This is a genomic window from Altericista sp. CCNU0014 (genome assembly GCF_044923475.1).
GTDB lineage: Bacteria > Cyanobacteriota > Cyanobacteriia > Thermosynechococcales > Thermosynechococcaceae > JAAURS01.
In genome coordinates, this window is record NZ_CP137338.1 from 2,725,615 (window position 1) to 2,741,475 (window position 15,861).

Sequence of the window (15,861 nt, forward strand, 5' to 3'; positions counted from 1 at the left end):
CATCGGATTGTCGAGTTACCCATTTTGCCCAAGCGTCAGGTGCTAAGCCCAGCAGCCGTTTACCGCCAATATCTGCAACTTTAGCTACCCTTTAAATCCTGAAAACGAAAATGCTCATTCTGGCCTCAGCCATTCTACCGGATGACGGCTTTGCTTAAACCTGCGATCGCCTTTCTCCAGAGCATTGCGAGTGTGAATCTCTCGTGCAAATATTGGACGATTGCAGTTCTCTCGCAAGCAATCTCTAAAGGCTTGAGCTTATGCGATCGCAGCCTCAGCTTCTGCCTCAGATTGCAATTCGCTAGAGTGGCGATCGCCCTAATCTATAAGTCTTCTCCCAACCCTTCAAGCTTTGACAGCGCTAAATCTCAGCTCCTGCAGCTAGCCTAAAAATAATTTGTAGACTGGATTTTGGCTTTCATCCCAGTACTGGTAGCCTAAGGTTTCCAAAAATGCCTGTAGCTCAGACATTTCATCAGGCGGCACCTGCATTCCCACAACAATGCGCCCGTAGTCCGCACCGTGATTGCGATAGTGAAACAGACTGATATTCCAATTGGGACTCATACAGTTTAAAAATTTTGTCAAAGCGCCGGGACGCTCCGGGAATTCGAAACGGTACAGCAATTCGTGTTCCGCAAGCGGCGATCGCCCTCCTACCATATGCCGCAGGTGTAGCTTTGCCAGTTCGTTATCCGTGAGGTCGATAATTTTGAACCCTTGCGCTGCAACTGTGGCGGCAATCTCAGCGGCATCTTCTCGATCGCGCACCTGCACCCCCACAAAAAAGTGGGCTTCCCGTTCTCCTGCAATGCGGTAGTTAAATTCCGTGAGGTTGCGAGTTCCGATACATTCGCAAAACCGCCGAAAGCTGCCGCGCTCTTCTGGAATCGTGACGGCAAAAATAGCTTCCCGTCGCTCTCCCATTTCAGCCCGCTCCGCTACAAATCGGAGGCGATTGAAGTTCATATTGGCCCCGCAGGCCACCGCCACCAGCGTTCGATCTTGGATCTGCTCCCGCTCGACGTAGATTTTGGCAGCGGCGATCGCCAAAGCCCCCGCCGGTTCTAGAATCGATCGCGTATCTTCAAACACGTCCTTGATGGCAGCGCAGATATCGTCCGTACTCACCAGAATCGTTTCGTCCACGTATTCTTGACAGAGCCGGAAGGTTTCCTCTCCAACCTCTCGAACTGCCACTCCATCGGCAAACAGCCCCACCTGAGGCAACCGAACGCGATGGCCTGCTGCCAAGGATTGCGTCATGGCATCCGCATCCATCGGCTCTACGCCAATAATTTTGATCTCGGGACGCAGGCGCTTCACATAGGCTGCAATCCCAGAAATCAGACCGCCCCCGCCGATCGCCACAAAAATGGCATGAATGGGCTTTTGGCACTGACGCAAAATTTCCATCCCGATGGTGCCCTGTCCCGCAATGACATCCGGGTCGTCAAAGGGATGCACGAAGGTCAGCCCTTTTTCTGCCTCGAGTTGTCGGGCATAGGTATAGGCATCGTCGTAGGTATCGCCGTGCAAAATTACGGTAGCCCCTAGAGCCTTCACCGCATCGACCTTCACTTGAGGGGTGGTCATTGGCATGACAATGATAGCCGTCGTACCCAAGCGCTTTGCTCCCAGTGCAACCCCTTGGGCGTGGTTTCCCGCAGAAGCGGCGATCGCGCCCCGACTCAACACCTCCGGCGAGAGCTGTGCCATTTTGTTGTAGGCTCCCCGCAGCTTAAATGAAAATACGGACTGCATGTCTTCGCGCTTGAGCAGCAGGCGATTGCCGAGGCGTTCGGAAAGGCAAGGCGCTAGATCGAGTGGAGTTTCTTGAGCAACGTCGTAAACTTTAGCAGTCAAAATCCGCTTGAGATAGTCTTGGGGCATGGGGGTCGTTGCGCAAGATCGGCGATAAATTGTGTCTGCTTCTATTCTATGACTGAGTCTAGACCTGGATATGCTAAATGAGTGGAAAGACCGAACCGATCGAAATTGCGAGCGACCGATCGCCTCGCGTGTCTCGGTTGCGGTCGACGGACTCGCACCCCTATTTCAGGACTCAATCGCGGACTCGATTATGGATGCTAAATCGTCTCGCTCGGAATCCCTCAAAAGTTGCATGGAAGCGGTAGGCATTCCTAGCTTTCGATCGCTGGCCCAGCACAGCGGCGTTTCTCGCAGGCAAGTGGATTGGCTGCGGCAGGGAGAGGTTCAAAAGTTGTCAGTGCAAAGCGCGTTGCAGCTCGCTGAAACGCTCGACCTTTCTTTTTCAGAATTGCTGCATCTATTTGGAACGAACGCGCCCGTTTCTTTAGAGCGGGGGTCAGCAGCGAATCCGACGGTTGCCCCGGATCTCCCAGAAATGGCGTTGCCGACCGATCGCCACCAGAGCCAACTAGAATTAGAAAATATGCGATCGCATCTCCTAGAAACCTTTCAGGCTGAGGTGCTCGGTATATTAGAATCGCTGATTTTGCAATGGCCGACTGCAGCCTATACCGCTCGTCAAAATCCCACAATTTCTGCCGCGAAGTTGATTCCGCTCGCAAAACCGATCGAGCAATTGCTCCAAGCATGGGAGATAGAAGCGATCGCCGCAGTCGGGCAAATCGTCAACTACGATCCCACCGTTCATCAATGGATTGGGGATGCGACCCCTCCAGCGTTAGGCCAGCCCGTCCAAGTGAGCCACATCGGCTACCGTCAAAGAGAACGTCTGCTCTACCGCGCAAAGGTGCGCGCCCCAAAACCTGAAGTCGTCCCATCAACCTAGGCTCAGTCTGGGCTCGGAGCATAGCAATGCGATCGCCTGCATCTTCTTGGCAACTCAAACCGCAGCACAGTCCGCCAGATTGGCTGGTGGACCTGTTGAAAACTCGCCTCCCCCACAGTGACGGACGTTTCGTCGCCCAGCTGCTCTGGCAGCGGGGGGTAACGGATCCCGAATCCGTCCTCGCCTTTTTGGATGCCGATACGTACCGACCGACCTCGCCTTGGGCCTTCGGTCCCGAGATGGAGCAGGCGATCGCGCGGCTGGGTCGAGCGCGCGATCGCCAAGAAACGGTGTTCGTCTGGGGCGACTTCGACGCCGATGGCATCACGGCCACGGCAGTCCTGTGGGAAGGACTGGGCCAGTTTTTTCAGCAAGATCGAACGCTGCACTACTTCATTCCCAATCGCCTCAAGGAATCCCACGGACTGTCGGTTGCGGGACTCGAGGCGATCGCCGCCCGAGGCGCTCAGCTCGTCGTCACCTGCGATACGGGGAGTTCCGACTTTGCCGAAATCGATCGCGCTCGGCAATTGGGCTTAGACCTCATCATCACAGACCACCACACCCTGCCCAAAAACCGCCCGCCCGTCGCCGCGTTTCTCAATTCCCGCACTTTTCCCTCGGGGCACCCGCTGGCCCACCTATCCGGCGTGGCCGTCGCCTACAAACTGGTAGAGGCGCTTTACGACGCGCTGCCCCAAGTGCCCCACGCCCCCCTGGAAGACTTACTAGACCTCGTTGCCATCGGGCTGATTGCCGATCTCGTCCAACTGACGGGAGACTGTCGCTACCTAGCCCAGAAAGGACTGATGCGCCTCAAACAACAGCTTCACAACCCCACGCGCCCCGGCGTGGCAAAACTGTTGGAGCTGTGCCGGCGGACGGGCGATCGCCCTTCGGATATCGCCTTTGGTCTGGGGCCGCGCATTAACGCCATCAGCCGGATCCACGGCGACGCTCGCGAAGGAGTAGAGCTATTGACGAGCCGCGATTCGGCCAGAGCGTCGGTGTTGGCAGAATCTGCCGAAGTCACGAATCTTTGCCGCAAGGAAGTCCAGCAGCGCGTCACCCGCGAAGCAGAAGCGCAGATCGCGCAGCTCGATCTAGAAGCCAATGCCGTCATCGTACTGAGCGATCCGCAATGGCCCGCAGGCGTTTTGGGTTTAGTGGCCAGCCAACTGGCTCAAACCTACGGACGTCCGGCAATCTTGCTCAGCGCAGCCGAATCTTCCGCAGATGGCTCCCGCCCGCTGCTGAGAGGGTCCGCCCGCTCCGTACGAGGCATCGACCTTTACGGTTTGCTCCAGCAGCAGGCCCACCTCCTCGATCGGTTTGGCGGCCATCCCTTTGCCGCTGGATTGAGCTTGCCGCCAGAGAATTTGCCCCTATTTACGGCATCCATCCACCAATACTTTCGCCAAACGATCGGAGAGTGGACTCCCGCAGCCTTAGACGTCGACCTAGAAGTTACCCTCGCCGACGTCGTGCGGGATGGAGGGGCGAGCTTATTTCGCGAACTCCAGCAACTCGAACCTTACGGGATGGGCAATCCCGCACCCCAGCTTTTAATCCGCAACGCTTGGCTGGAGCGACGGCGCGGATCTTGGACGCAGGCTGCGGGCAGTAACAAGGTGCAGTACAAAAAAGCGCGGTTTATGCTGCGAGATGAGAGCACATCGACGCTTTTTTCAGGTGTATGGTGGGGGCACGATGTCAGCGAACTGCCGGAGGGACGTTGCGACATCGTCGCCGAGCTCGAGTCCGGGCAGCTCGATCGCCGGGTTGAGTATCACCTGAGACTGACGGCCATTCGCCCTGCACTAGGGGACGGTTCTCCGAGCAGTTCCCCGTCGAAGGAACCTTGGTTGCTCGACTGGCGACAGCAAGCAGCAGAAAGCCGATATTCCGATCCGGTGCTCCGTTTGGATCGATGCCCCGACGATTGGGACGAGCTAGGCACCTGGGCGCTGCAGGCCACCGCCCAGCAAGAAAAATTAGCTCTCGCTTACCCCGCTTCGGGCCTGTCCGCCGCCGCGTTCAAGTGGCAGCAGCTTGCGGGGTTGGCGAAATATCTAGCCCGGACCCGCGATCGCGTTGGATTTGCTGCCGTGCGAGAGCGGCTGGAACTCGGAAGGCGATCGCTTTCCTTTGGCCTTGAAGCCCTTGAAGCCGTGGGGTTTCCCCTCAATCTCGAAGCAGAGACGCTCGGGGTGTTAGGCCAACCCAAAACCCTATCCGAATCCGAGACGACGGATGCGACTCAGGCGATCGCGCGCTTTCTCGACGCAGTAGCAGAAGAACAATTCCAACACGAATACTTTCAGCGCGCACCGATCGACCAACTTCAGCAAACTTTAGAGCAGCGCTTGATGGGATAAAGATTTGATATCGTTAATTGAATTGAAAGGGAAAAGCACGATGACGGTCGAACGCTGGACGGATGAAATGTTGGATAAGCTAGCTGAGTTAACTGCTCGAAATGCAAGTGCTATTGATAAAAATACTGCGGCGATTGACAAGCTTGCGGAAGAGGAAAAAGAACTCAATATCCGTTTTAGTGCCTATCAACAAGCATCTCAGTGGGTGGTCAACTTAGCGTTTGGTCTGCTGGCGACGGCAACGATTACAACAATCGTGACCGCTGTATTTCGGAAGTAGCTGTCTGTCTCAGAATTAAAATCAATCCATTATTCCGGTAGGTCGAACAAGACGGTTGTCATATAGCGATCTGCCCATTCAGCACCAAAGGCAGATTCCAAGACGCGACGGGTTTTGTCGTTGCGCTGTTGTTTTTCGCAGTAGTAGCGCTGTGCGGCAAGTAGTCGAGACCGATCTGCAATGGAAACGGGACGCGCAGCGATCGCCTGCTGGCAGTGGATGCTCAAAAATGCCTCTGCGCGCTCTAGAAACAGGGACTCTTCTGCTGGATTCGCGGGGCGGACAAACAAACAAAATTCGGAAAAAATGTCGCCCCAGATCGGTAAATCGCGAGGTTGAGAGAAAGCGGGTTGCGGCAAGGCATTTAGGGCAGTGCGGTAGTCTTCGGGTAGGCGACGGTCGGGACTCGTGGGAGATAGATCGGCGATCGCCGCGCTAATCTGTCCGCGCCCGCCGACGAGATCGGTTCCGAACATCGGCAGCGCGTAATCGGAACGGGGAAACATGACACAGTGAAGGATATCCAGGCGATCGCTCACCCGCGCAAGTTCTAAGTGCAGCTTGCGAAACTGCGGTGTTTGGTAACAGCGATTTTCAATGACGAGCTTTTGCCCCTCCAAACGCCCCTCGATATACCCAAACTCGTCCGGGAGGTGGTAGGGAGATAGATCTAAATAACGCTGCCAAGTCGCCTCAATTCGGTCTGCCCACTGTTCTAGCAAAGGATGTAACTGCTGGCGAAGGGTAAGCGAAGGGACGGTAGGCATGGTATAGAGAGGCTTGCAACTCTTTTAACTATAGGGACGTTCGGCACTCGTTCCGGTGGTAAAGGCTCAAACGTTACGAATCTGCAATGAATGGGTCAGCGCGCGGTTTCAGATGGCTCAACCGTCAAGCTTTGTCCGCAAACTGAGGTCTGGCCTGATGGGTTTCGGTTAAATGCCGTTCTAGGTCGTCCCAGCGGTGTTGTTCGATCAGCAGGATGCAGCGATCGATGGATTGGCGATAGATTTGGAGCGATCGCAATAGCTCTTCTCGGTTGTATTGCGCCATCATCCGTCCTAACGCTGGGTTGCCGCCGCCCACTCGACTCGTATCGCGAAAACCGGAGCTGGCTAAGGCTTGCGCTAAGGCTAAGGTGGTCGCTTCCGGCTCTTGCTGACAGGCAGCAATCAGGCTGGCGCTTGCCATGACAGGCAAGTGGGAAATCCAAGCCACAGCGCGATCGTGTTGGGCGGGGGAGCATTCGTAGTAGTTGCTTTGCAGCGCTCGAATCAGGTGCTCTAATGTCGCTTTAGCTTCGGAATCCGTGCGCGCCGTTGGGGTCAAGACGTAGGGGCGATTGGCAAACAGCCCCGCCTGAGCGGCGGCGATGCCCGCTGTTTCTTTCCCTGCCATGGGGTGCCCGCCCACAAACCGATGCCACAGCGGTTCTAGAGTCTCTACCACCGAGGCTTTCACGGAACCCACATCGGTCAAAATTGCTGCGGGCGATAGGTACGGAACGAGCGCCTCTGCTGTCTGTGGCATGACGCCTAAGGGCGTACAGAGAAAGATTGCTTCCGCCGCGCTCAGCAGTTCGAACTCAGCGCTCGCGCGATCCACGGCTCCGAGGGCGATCGCCTGTTCGCAGGTTGCCGTCTGACGGCTGACCCCTAAAACTTCGTGCCCCGCCGCCCGCAGATCGAAACCGAGCGATCCGCCAATGAGACCGAGTCCGACAATACCGATTTTCATAGCAACGTTTTTCAGTCAGTATCCTATAGATATACCGACTTCCGTTGCAATTGGGTTGAAATCCAGCGCGATCGCCCCCGAGTTTCTAAAACCAAAGCATGCCCGAGCCTCACTACCGCAAGGCAACCCCAGCCGCCAAGGGCCTTGCATCCTCAAACAGAAAATCGTAGAGGAATCGCTCTGCCCACTCACGACCAAAGTAGCTGCTAAATAAACCCGATGCCGGGTCGCGCTCGGCACTGTATCGATCGTAGTCTTTCTGGGCCTTCGCAATCCTCTCCATGTCTAACGGATCGGTTAAAGGCACGCTTTGGTCTACTATTTGCCAGTAAAGACTTAGATAGTCTTTAAACGCATCAAACACTTGCGTCTTAATGGTTTCAGGGTCAGTCTTGGCAAACAATAAATACTTAGAAAAATACTGATTCGCATCGTAGAACTTCATTTCTAGATTTTGAGCCAGATCGGGATAGTTGTCGTGGAGCGCCTTCAGCGGATGGATGTACTTTTGCAGATAGGCATCATCTTGAAACAGCGGCTGGAAGTCCATAACAACTAAATTTTTAACTTGCCCGAAGGAAAGGAAATCAATCCCCAGTAAAGGTAGTTCGGACTGGTATTTGGGATAAATGACGCAATTCAAAATTTGGGCGCTCGTACCCGCATCGATGTAGGTATAGCGAATTTTCCGAAATTCAGGACATTGATAGCACCAGCTTTGGACTGTAGCAGGGTTTTTACCGCGATCGCTGACCTGAGACTCCAGCCCCACGGGAATGAGGCGACTTTGTAAATCGAATTTCTGAAATAGAGATTGCTCTAGATATTCAAGAAAGGGTTTGTACATAGGTTGGATAGCGGTTGTCGGATTTACAAGCCTGGGTCATTGAGGGTGAAAGATGCTTTGATTTGCTGCCTCAATTTCGAGAAATAAGGCAACCATGTCACTCCGATCGCGTTGCGGCTGTTCTTATCGCTCCGCTTGATGTTCGGGACTTTTTTGGGGGGTGCTAGATATTCTTAAGTCCTTCGCCGCCCTACCCTAAGGATTCACCGTTGGCAGAGCAAACTCGACATCGGCGTTTCCCTAAAAAATGCCATCATGGTCAAACGGACTGGCCCAACGATTGGCCGAACGAGAGACGTAGAGGTGGTGCAAATTTCATGAATATTCAGGAGTTTGTCGAACGATCGATCGGGCATTGGCGATCGCAGCGCAGCGCCCATCACCTCGCATTCGCGCACTTTGAAGCCGTCCGGTCCGAGATCGATATTGTCGCGCTGGACAAAACCGATCCGGCAGTTCTAGAGCTTTGCAAGACGTACAACATCGACCCCCAGACCGCGACCTCACCCTTTCGCATGAGTTGGGAAGGGCACTCAGACTGGGATGACAGCGAAGTCATCGAAGGAACCTGCGTGTTGGTTCCGGTCCCCGACCCCACTCGGACCCATTGCGGCAAACTTCTGCGCGATCGCGGCTATGCCGAAACCATTGCAGCAGCGGGCGAATATACCTTGACAGAAGATGGGACGTTTATTGTGGTCACCGCCTACGAGCGCGCCGCTGCCGAAGAAAAAATTTGGTTCGTGAATCCTAACGTCCGCTGCCGGGTATCTTTAATTAAAACCAGTGGGGGAACGGGCGTAGTCACCGCTTCATTCGCTTCAGAAATTCGCCAAATCAACGCAAAAAGATGAGATCGCGAGTTGCTAGCGGAATGTCGCGCCGATGTCGAGAAACCAACACTCCCTACCCATGTATAGCACTACGGATTTTGCTTAGGACGCACTGCTTAATCAAATCCTTACTGCTCAAAGCGGGCTATTTACAAACGTCTTAACATGCTCTCGTAGGGCTATATCGCGCGCGTGCCATGTCCCCGAACGATTTGCCTAACGCAACCTCCCATAATGCGATCGCCCTAGCCCGTTGGATGGCTGGACATTTTAGCAACGCTCGGCAAGCTTACGAAAATCCTAAGGACTACGCGCACATCCGCATCTTTTTTCGCCCGCTGTCCTTCGAATTTTTCCACGGGATTGGACTGTACTCGGAACAGGTGTACGACTACGACCTATGGACGCCCTACCGTCAGGGCGTTCATCGCTTGATCGATCGGGGCGATTGCATTTATATCGAAAACTACAGCCTCAAAAACGCGCTTTTTTATGCCGGTTCTGGGCGAGATTTAAACATTCTCAAAACCATTACCCCAGACTGTATCGAGCGCCGCCATCACTGTTCTATGATCTTTCGCCGCGAGGGCGATCGCTTTTTTGGCAGCGTAGAACCCGGCAACCAATGCCTGATCGAGAAAAATGGCCGCCAGACATACCTCGACAGCTCCGTTGAGATGACAGAAACCACCTGGATCGGTCTCGATCGGGGTCTAGATATTCACACCCACCAACAAGTTTGGGGTTCTACCTTTGGACCCTTACGGTTTGAAAAAATTGAAAGCTTTGCCCGTGAAGTGCCCGCTTACCCTTGAGAAGCAATTTGAATAGCCTCTGATATCGCGACGGTGGCGCGGTTTCGATCTCCAAGTCCGTGTAAACATTTCTAACATGCGATTAGTGCCAGCGCTCGCAAGAAGGTTACAGGTGCTTAAAGTTTGCAGAAAGCACCTCAAAATGTTTTGCTTTGCGCCACCATGTCCTAAAATTGCTTTACTTGTCTGAAATCCGCCATTTTTCTGTTTTTATTTATTTTCGAGCACCTCGTTCCTACGTCCTTTGGGGATATTTAATGCATGAAGTTCGATCTGCATGAAATTTTGCCTCTTAATTTTTTCCGCAATAAAACTTCATTGGCCGATGTAAAGTCTAGAGCCATTCGCAGTTTTAAAATCCATACGTATTTTGAGGTCGATAACGGCAAAGAATTTTTTCTAGAGCCGCGTAAGGATAGCTTCGGCCTTTACACGATGACCTCTCAAGGCTTTAATGTTAAGCCAAATGACCGTATTCTGATTCAGGATCGAACGAAAAGAAGATTCTTCGAAATCTGTGAAATTCAGTACTACAACGATCTTTCAGATGTTTGGATTGCAAGACTGATAGCCTTGACGGCGTAAGGATATTAGCGGCGAAAGGATAAAAGTCACGCTGTATTTTGCAGTCGCTCGCTCAGTAGTTAAGCTGCCGATCGTTCGGCATTCATCCATGCAGATAAGCTGGCTAAAGCGCGATCGCGATAGGCCCCGTAGCGCTCCTGTTTGACGCGGATGCGCTGTTCTAACTCAGGCATAATGCCAAAATTAGGCGGCATCGGCTGAAAGTGCTTGGGCGAAGCCGTACTGATGAAGTCAAACAGCGCGCCGCCCATCGTTACGGGCGGTAGCGTGATGGGCGCGAGATTGCGGGCCAGTCGCGCGGCATTTGTCCCAGCGAGCCAACCCCCAGCTACAGCAGCCGTGTACCCCTCCGTTCCAATAATTTGACCCGCTGCCAGCAGCGTCGATCGCTGCTTAAACTGAAGCGTTGTTTCCAATAGCTGCGGTGCATTTAAGAAGGTATTGCGGTGCATCACCCCCATGCGCACAAACTCTGTTTCTTCTAGTCCTGGAATCATCTGAAACACGCGCTTTTGCTCGCCCCAACGCAGGTTGGTTTGAAAGCCCACCATATTCCAGAGTTGCCCAGCGCGATCTTCCTGGCGCAGCTGCACCACCGCATAGGGGCGCTTTTCACGATTGGCAGGGTCTTTAAAGTCGCCATGGCGCGCATCAAAAATACCCACGGGCTTGAGGGGGCCATAGCGAAGCGTATCTTCTCCGCGACGGGCCATTTCTTCAATGGGGAGGCAACCCTCAAAAAACTTAGCCGTTTCTAGCTCAAAATCCTTCAGTTCGGCTTGTTCTGCTTGACACAGAGCTGTCCAAAAGGCGAGGTATTGGGCTTTATCCATGGGGCAATTCAGGTAGGCCGCTTCGCCGCGATCGTAGCGAGATGCCAGAAAGGCGATATCTCGATTGATGGAATCGCCCACCACAATGGGACTCGCTGCATCAAAGAAGCTCATATACTCCATGCCCGTGAAGCGGCTCAGGTCTTCAGATAGGGCAGGACTCGTGAGCGGGCCTGTGGCTAATACGACTACCCCTTCGGTCGGAATGCGAGACACTTCATCTCGGCGCAGCTCGATCAGTGGATGCTGAGCTAGGGTTTGGGTTAGATTTTGGCTAAAGATAGCGCGATCGACCGCCAGCGCCCCACCCGCAGACACCGCATGTTCGTCGGCTTTGGCAATCACCACAGAACCCAGCTGCCGGAGTTCGTGATGGAGCAGACCGGAGGCGCGATCGCTCGCCATCGCGCCAAAGGAATTGCTGCACACCAGTTCTGCGAGGTGTTCTGTGTGATGGGCCGGACTGGTTTTCTGGGGTCGCATCTCGTGGAGCACTACTGGGAGGCCAGCCCGAGCGATTTGCCAAGCTGCCTCGGTACCCGCCAATCCGCCGCCTATGACCTGAATGGGCGATCGCGTATCTGCCATTGTTTTTGGTTTAGCCCTAATTCGCTCGACAATCGCACTCTTTCAGAATACAAGAGGCACGAGCAATTTGAAGGCCTACCGTCCAATTCCAAGCGGCTGCGCTGCCGCTGCCTCAATTAAATTGGGCCTACACGCGCGCCTGGCATTGGCTAGACGGGGCTCTTGCCAAGAAAAATCAAAGTGACTGATGGCATTCACCTGCGGTGCCGCTTGACGAATGGCATACATTTGCGCTTCTAAGGTAGGGCGATTGTAGGCAGGAACGGACCAAGCGCCAGCAATGACAGGACTTACCCTAGTACCCGCAGGCGCTTGACTGAGTACTTTCTGGGCTTGCTCCACAATACAGGTCGTCCCCCCGCAGACCCCGTAGGACATCGGGTGCCATTCTAAGGTCGGCGCAAACCGATCCCAAGGTTGCATGCGGGAATCGAACCCCTGCCCGATCCGGCGGTTCCCGTCTGGGAAAAAGACGGCTCCTGCCGATGCCCCCTGTTGCTTGACCTGGGAGGCAACTGAGTTGAGAAAGTCTACGACGCCTTGATAGGCATGGGCTACGCTCAGCAGCCACAGATCTTGCCGCAGGCGTGGCAGGCGTACCGCAGCGGGAGGGAGGGGTTTGCCAGGCGGGGGAGTGGGTACCTCGCGGCCCTGCCACTCGGGTTCCTTTTCTTCTGGGAAATTGCGATCTATCGCCGCTAAGTCCGCTGCGGTGACAGTACCTTGAGATAAATATTTTTGAATGACGGCCTGACCCTTTGCATTCGTCCCTCTCGCAATCAGCGTTTGCTGGGCGGCACCGCTAAAAATCCAGAGGTCTGGTAATTTGCTGACCACGGAGGATGCCCCCGTTTGTTTGGGGTAGCGGATATAGTCGAACAACACGCCATCGGGCCGACGCTGTAAGACGGACTGAAGCATGGAAGCGTAGTCTTGGCGCGCTTGCAGGTTGTAGGGGTCGACGAACACCTTATCGACTTCGCCTTTGCTGAAGTCAATATCTGGATTGGTCGTATCGACCACGTTGAGGCTCGTTTTCCCAAAACCATTGCGGGCTAGAGCATGTGCCCGATCTGCCCGATTTCCGTAGGAATAACCGTAGTTTAGGCTAAACATCCAGGCGTAGGCTTTGAGTCCGCGCGCCTGGGATTTTTGAATGGCTTCTGCCAACAGGTCGCGACGGGCAAAGGCAGGGTTGCGAACCACTGAGGGCCAGACGGTTCGGTTTTCGGCGGGGGGGAGCAGGACTTGGCCCGTATAGAACACTTCGATGTAGACCTGGTTGTAACCTCGACTGACGATACGATCTAAAACGCTTTCGAGCACCCCTGGCTGAAGATCGCATTCGTAGAGCCGCAGCCAGATGGCCTGGGTTTTGAGCCAGCTTTGCGCCCGACACTGCTGCAATGCTTGCGCGTCGCGGAGGATCGAGTTTTGATACTGTTGTAGCGCGCCGCGATCGCCTGCAAAGCCCTGTTGCCGCAATGCATTTTTCTGAGCGATCGCCTGGGGTGGGGATTGGCAAAACGGTTGACTTTGCTGGGCTTGAGCGCGAAGTGGAGTGCCTGTAAGTCCTTCTCCCTGTCCGAGCCATGTGGTTAACAGCGCTAAAGCGATGAGCGTGGAGCGATTCTGTTTGTGCGGCAGCGAGGCAAATTTCTTCATGAACACCATGGGAATCTGGACTGTGAATGCAGTGCGATCGTCAAATTATCAGTTTAATGTCTTGTTCCCCGCGATTTTCAGTATCCTAAACTGATTGAGGCGGCTCTGTAGCTCGATTATTTTGTCGTGTCGGATTGATTTGCGCCCAGGCGTCTCAGTCGAGCAAAATGCCTGAAGGCGAGATTGAATTGCAGTTCAACACTGGTTTAGGGACGGTTTTCGAGATTTATCGGTTCCTTGCAGTAGGGCTAACGCGCTCGCAAGCTGGCGATCGCCGTTCGGTTGCGAAAAGCGATCGGCCTCGGCGGTCAAAGCGATTTGTTGACGGTGAATGAAGTTTGGCAAGATAGCAATAGGATTGCTGTAAATCATAAATGTAAGGGCAAAAACAATTTGAGCCTACGAAAATTGAACCTTCGCGATGAGTATCGCAGCGACGATTGTCAGCTCATTCAAGATTTTTATGTCCCTTGTTTAGAACAGGCAACTCTCTACAGCCGTGCTGTCGGCTTTTTTTCAAGTACATCGATGGCTGCTGCGGCCAATGGCTTGACCGTATTTATCCGAACAGGCGGGCGGATGCGTTTGGTGGCTTCCCCCAATCTCTCCGAGGAGGATGCAACGGCGATCGCTGCGGGTTTGCGCGGTCGTGAAGAAACGATCGCAACCGCAATCGTGCGGGAGCTAGACCAAACGATTGACGAGATTGTCCGCGATCGCCTTGCTTGTTTGGCATGGCTGCTAAGTCAGGAAATTTTAGATATTAAATTGGCAATTCCTCGAAACATTAAGAATCGAGGAATCTATCACGAAAAATTGGGCCTATTTGCCGATCGAGAAGGCAATATTGTCGCGTTCACGGGTTCGGCGAATGAAAGTTCAAACGCACTCGTCGATAACTTTGAATGTATTGATGTGTATACATCCTGGGAATCTGGAGTACAGCAGCGCGCGCAGCGAAAGGCAGAACACTTTGAACGACTCTGGCATGACGCTACCCCAAATGTTGAGGTGATTGAGTTTCCAGAAGCAGCGCGGCGATCGCTGCTGAAACTGCGGCCCGAACAACCGCCAACCCGCGAACCCAAAGCAGCAGCTAAAAGCGCTCAATATCGGGTTCATCAAAAAATCGATTTAGTTCTCCCCCTAACCGGAACGCCCAGCCTTCCAGCACAAATCGTATTGCGACCCTATCAAGAGCAGGCAATCGCAAACTGGTTTGCGAACAAGGGGCGAGGCACGCTGAAAATGGCGACGGGGAGTGGGAAGACCATTACGGCACTGGCGATCGCCGCTGAACTCTTCCGTACCCAGCAACTCAAAGCACTGATCGTCGTTTGTCCCTATCGGCATTTGGTGACGCAGTGGAACAAGGAATGTCGGCGATTCGGCTTAAATCCGATTTTGGCCTTTGAAAATATTAAGGCGTGGCAGGGAAAGCTCTCTAGCCAACTGTATGCTCTGCGTGCCGAGCATCAATCCTTTTTAACGGTCATTACGACCAATGCAACGTTGATGGGCCAAGGTTTCCAGTCCCAGCTTGCTTATTTCCCTGAAAAGACGTTGATTGTCGGCGATGAAGCCCATAATTTAGGCGCAACGCGGTTAGCCCAAAGTCTTCCGCAAGCGATTCCGTTTCGATTGGCGCTTTCTGCAACGCCAGAACGCTATTTCGATGAGTCGGGCACTCAGGTAATTTACGATTATTTTGGCGCGGTGCTGGAACCGGAATTCACCTTGAGCGATGCGATCGCCCAGGGTGCTCTCGTTCACTATCTATATCACCCCATTTTGGTGGAACTCACGGAATCGGAGTCGCAGCGCTATATTGCGTTATCGACTAAAATTCGCCGTTTGATTGGGATGGGCGACCCAGATGACGCGAATCCAGCTTTAACGCCATTGCTGATGGAGCGATCGCGACTCGTAGGTTCGGCAGCCAATAAGTTAGAGGCGCTGCGGGCGTTAATGAGCGATCGTCTGGATACAACCCACACGTTGTTTTATTGCGGGGACGGAAACGTCGAAGATAGCGTTTCAGAGACCAGCGAACGGCAAGTGGCAGCGGTGGCGAGGCTGCTGGGACGAGAGTTAGGCTATCGCATCAACACCTACACTGCCGATACACCGCTAGAGGAACGCGCCGATTTGCACGATCTATTTGAATCGGGTGAGTTACAGGGCTTAGTGGCGATTCGGTGTTTGGATGAAGGGATTGATATTCCGGCAACCCAAACAGCGGTGATTTTGGCAAGTAGCAATAATCCACGTCAGTTTGTGCAGCGGCGGGGCCGCATTCTCAGACCTCACCCGCACAAACAACGCGCTACGCTGTTTGACACGATCGTCGTGCCGCCAGCCCTAGATCGCGCTACGTTTGAAATGGAGCGTCAATTGCTCAGAACAGAGCTGATTCGGTTTGTTGAGTTTGCCGATCTCGCCGACAATGCAGGAGAGGCACGCTTAAAGTTGCTGGCGCTTCAGCAGCAGTACGATTTACTAGATTTATAGGCATCGAACC

The 15,861-nt window shown here is 53.8% G+C and carries 15 protein-coding genes; 8 read left to right on the forward strand and 7 right to left on the reverse strand.

The window, feature by feature from the left end:
• The first annotated feature begins 141 nt into the window (after positions 1 to 141).
• A complete protein-coding gene (locus R6H26_RS13420) occupies positions 142 to 390 on the forward strand; it encodes a hypothetical protein (RefSeq protein WP_404790949.1) in 249 nt (82 codons plus the stop codon).
• On the opposite strand, the gene ilvA is transcribed toward R6H26_RS13420, so the two are convergent.
• Positions 382 to 1,893, reverse strand: a complete 1,512-nt coding sequence (gene ilvA, locus R6H26_RS13425) for a threonine ammonia-lyase, biosynthetic (RefSeq protein ID WP_404790951.1) — start codon at positions 1,891 to 1,893, stop codon at positions 382 to 384. The genes R6H26_RS13420 and ilvA overlap by 9 nt on opposite strands.
• A gap of 70 nt (positions 1,894 to 1,963) precedes the next feature.
• Here ilvA and R6H26_RS13430 point away from each other — a divergent pair, with 70 nt between their 5' ends.
• From R6H26_RS13430 to R6H26_RS13440, 3 genes are read left to right on the forward strand one after another with little or no spacing between them, the layout of a single operon-like run.
• On the forward strand, positions 1,964 to 2,779 hold the full coding sequence (locus R6H26_RS13430) for a helix-turn-helix domain-containing protein (RefSeq protein WP_404790953.1): 816 nt from the start codon (positions 1,964 to 1,966) through the stop codon (positions 2,777 to 2,779).
• Positions 2,780 to 2,805: 26 nt separating this feature from the next.
• Entirely contained in the window at positions 2,806 to 5,157 is a 2,352-nt protein-coding gene (gene recJ / locus R6H26_RS13435; RefSeq protein ID WP_404790955.1) for a single-stranded-DNA-specific exonuclease RecJ, read from the forward strand.
• Between the two features lie 40 nt (positions 5,158 to 5,197).
• Positions 5,198 to 5,437: a hypothetical protein gene (locus R6H26_RS13440; RefSeq protein ID WP_404790956.1), complete on the forward strand. Its 240-nt coding sequence runs from the start codon at positions 5,198 to 5,200 to the stop codon at positions 5,435 to 5,437.
• A gap of 29 nt (positions 5,438 to 5,466) precedes the next feature.
• Here R6H26_RS13440 and R6H26_RS13445 read toward each other — a convergent pair whose 3' ends face one another.
• The 3 genes from R6H26_RS13445 to R6H26_RS13455 all read right to left on the reverse strand — a co-directional run bounded on the left by R6H26_RS13445 (position 5,467) and on the right by R6H26_RS13455 (position 8,021).
• Positions 5,467 to 6,204 carry a phycocyanobilin:ferredoxin oxidoreductase gene (locus tag R6H26_RS13445; protein WP_404790958.1) on the reverse strand — a complete coding sequence of 246 codons (738 nt, stop codon included), beginning with the start codon at positions 6,202 to 6,204 and terminating at the stop codon, positions 5,467 to 5,469.
• Between the two features lie 124 nt (positions 6,205 to 6,328).
• The gene (locus R6H26_RS13450) at positions 6,329 to 7,174 is read right to left on the reverse strand and encodes a prephenate/arogenate dehydrogenase (RefSeq protein WP_404790960.1); all 846 of its coding nucleotides are present in this window, start codon (positions 7,172 to 7,174) and stop codon (positions 6,329 to 6,331) included.
• 112 nt (positions 7,175 to 7,286) lie between these two features.
• A complete protein-coding gene (locus R6H26_RS13455; protein ID WP_404790962.1) occupies positions 7,287 to 8,021 on the reverse strand; it encodes a 15,16-dihydrobiliverdin:ferredoxin oxidoreductase in 735 nt (244 codons plus the stop codon).
• A 317-nt stretch (positions 8,022 to 8,338) separates the two neighbouring features.
• Here R6H26_RS13455 and R6H26_RS13460 point away from each other — a divergent pair, with 317 nt between their 5' ends.
• The 3 genes from R6H26_RS13460 (at position 8,339) to R6H26_RS13470 (ending at position 10,254) form a co-directional block, all read left to right on the forward strand.
• Positions 8,339 to 8,875, forward strand: coding sequence for a phycobiliprotein lyase (locus tag R6H26_RS13460; RefSeq protein WP_404790964.1), 537 nt, complete (start codon positions 8,339 to 8,341; stop codon positions 8,873 to 8,875).
• A 176-nt stretch (positions 8,876 to 9,051) separates the two neighbouring features.
• Entirely contained in the window at positions 9,052 to 9,669 is a 618-nt protein-coding gene (locus R6H26_RS13465) for a chromophore lyase CpcT/CpeT (RefSeq protein WP_404790966.1), read from the forward strand.
• Between the two features lie 261 nt (positions 9,670 to 9,930).
• Positions 9,931 to 10,254, forward strand: coding sequence for a hypothetical protein (locus R6H26_RS13470; RefSeq protein WP_404790967.1), 324 nt, complete (start codon positions 9,931 to 9,933; stop codon positions 10,252 to 10,254).
• Positions 10,255 to 10,313: 59 nt separating this feature from the next.
• On the opposite strand, the gene trmFO is transcribed toward R6H26_RS13470, so the two are convergent.
• From trmFO to R6H26_RS13485, 3 genes are all read right to left on the reverse strand, one after another.
• Positions 10,314 to 11,675 (reverse strand): FADH(2)-oxidizing methylenetetrahydrofolate--tRNA-(uracil(54)-C(5))-methyltransferase TrmFO, encoded by a 1,362-nt coding sequence (gene trmFO, locus R6H26_RS13475; RefSeq protein ID WP_404790969.1) that lies wholly within the window; start codon positions 11,673 to 11,675, stop codon positions 10,314 to 10,316.
• A 75-nt stretch (positions 11,676 to 11,750) separates the two neighbouring features.
• Positions 11,751 to 13,340, reverse strand: a complete 1,590-nt coding sequence (locus R6H26_RS13480) for a hypothetical protein (RefSeq protein ID WP_404790971.1) — start codon at positions 13,338 to 13,340, stop codon at positions 11,751 to 11,753.
• Between the two features lie 195 nt (positions 13,341 to 13,535).
• Positions 13,536 to 13,712 (reverse strand): hypothetical protein, encoded by a 177-nt coding sequence (locus R6H26_RS13485; RefSeq protein WP_404790973.1) that lies wholly within the window; start codon positions 13,710 to 13,712, stop codon positions 13,536 to 13,538.
• A 36-nt stretch (positions 13,713 to 13,748) separates the two neighbouring features.
• Between R6H26_RS13485 and R6H26_RS13490 the strand changes: the two genes are divergently transcribed.
• Positions 13,749 to 15,851: a DNA phosphorothioation system restriction enzyme gene (locus R6H26_RS13490; RefSeq protein ID WP_404790974.1), complete on the forward strand. Its 2,103-nt coding sequence runs from the start codon at positions 13,749 to 13,751 to the stop codon at positions 15,849 to 15,851.
• Positions 15,852 to 15,861 lie beyond the last annotated feature (10 nt).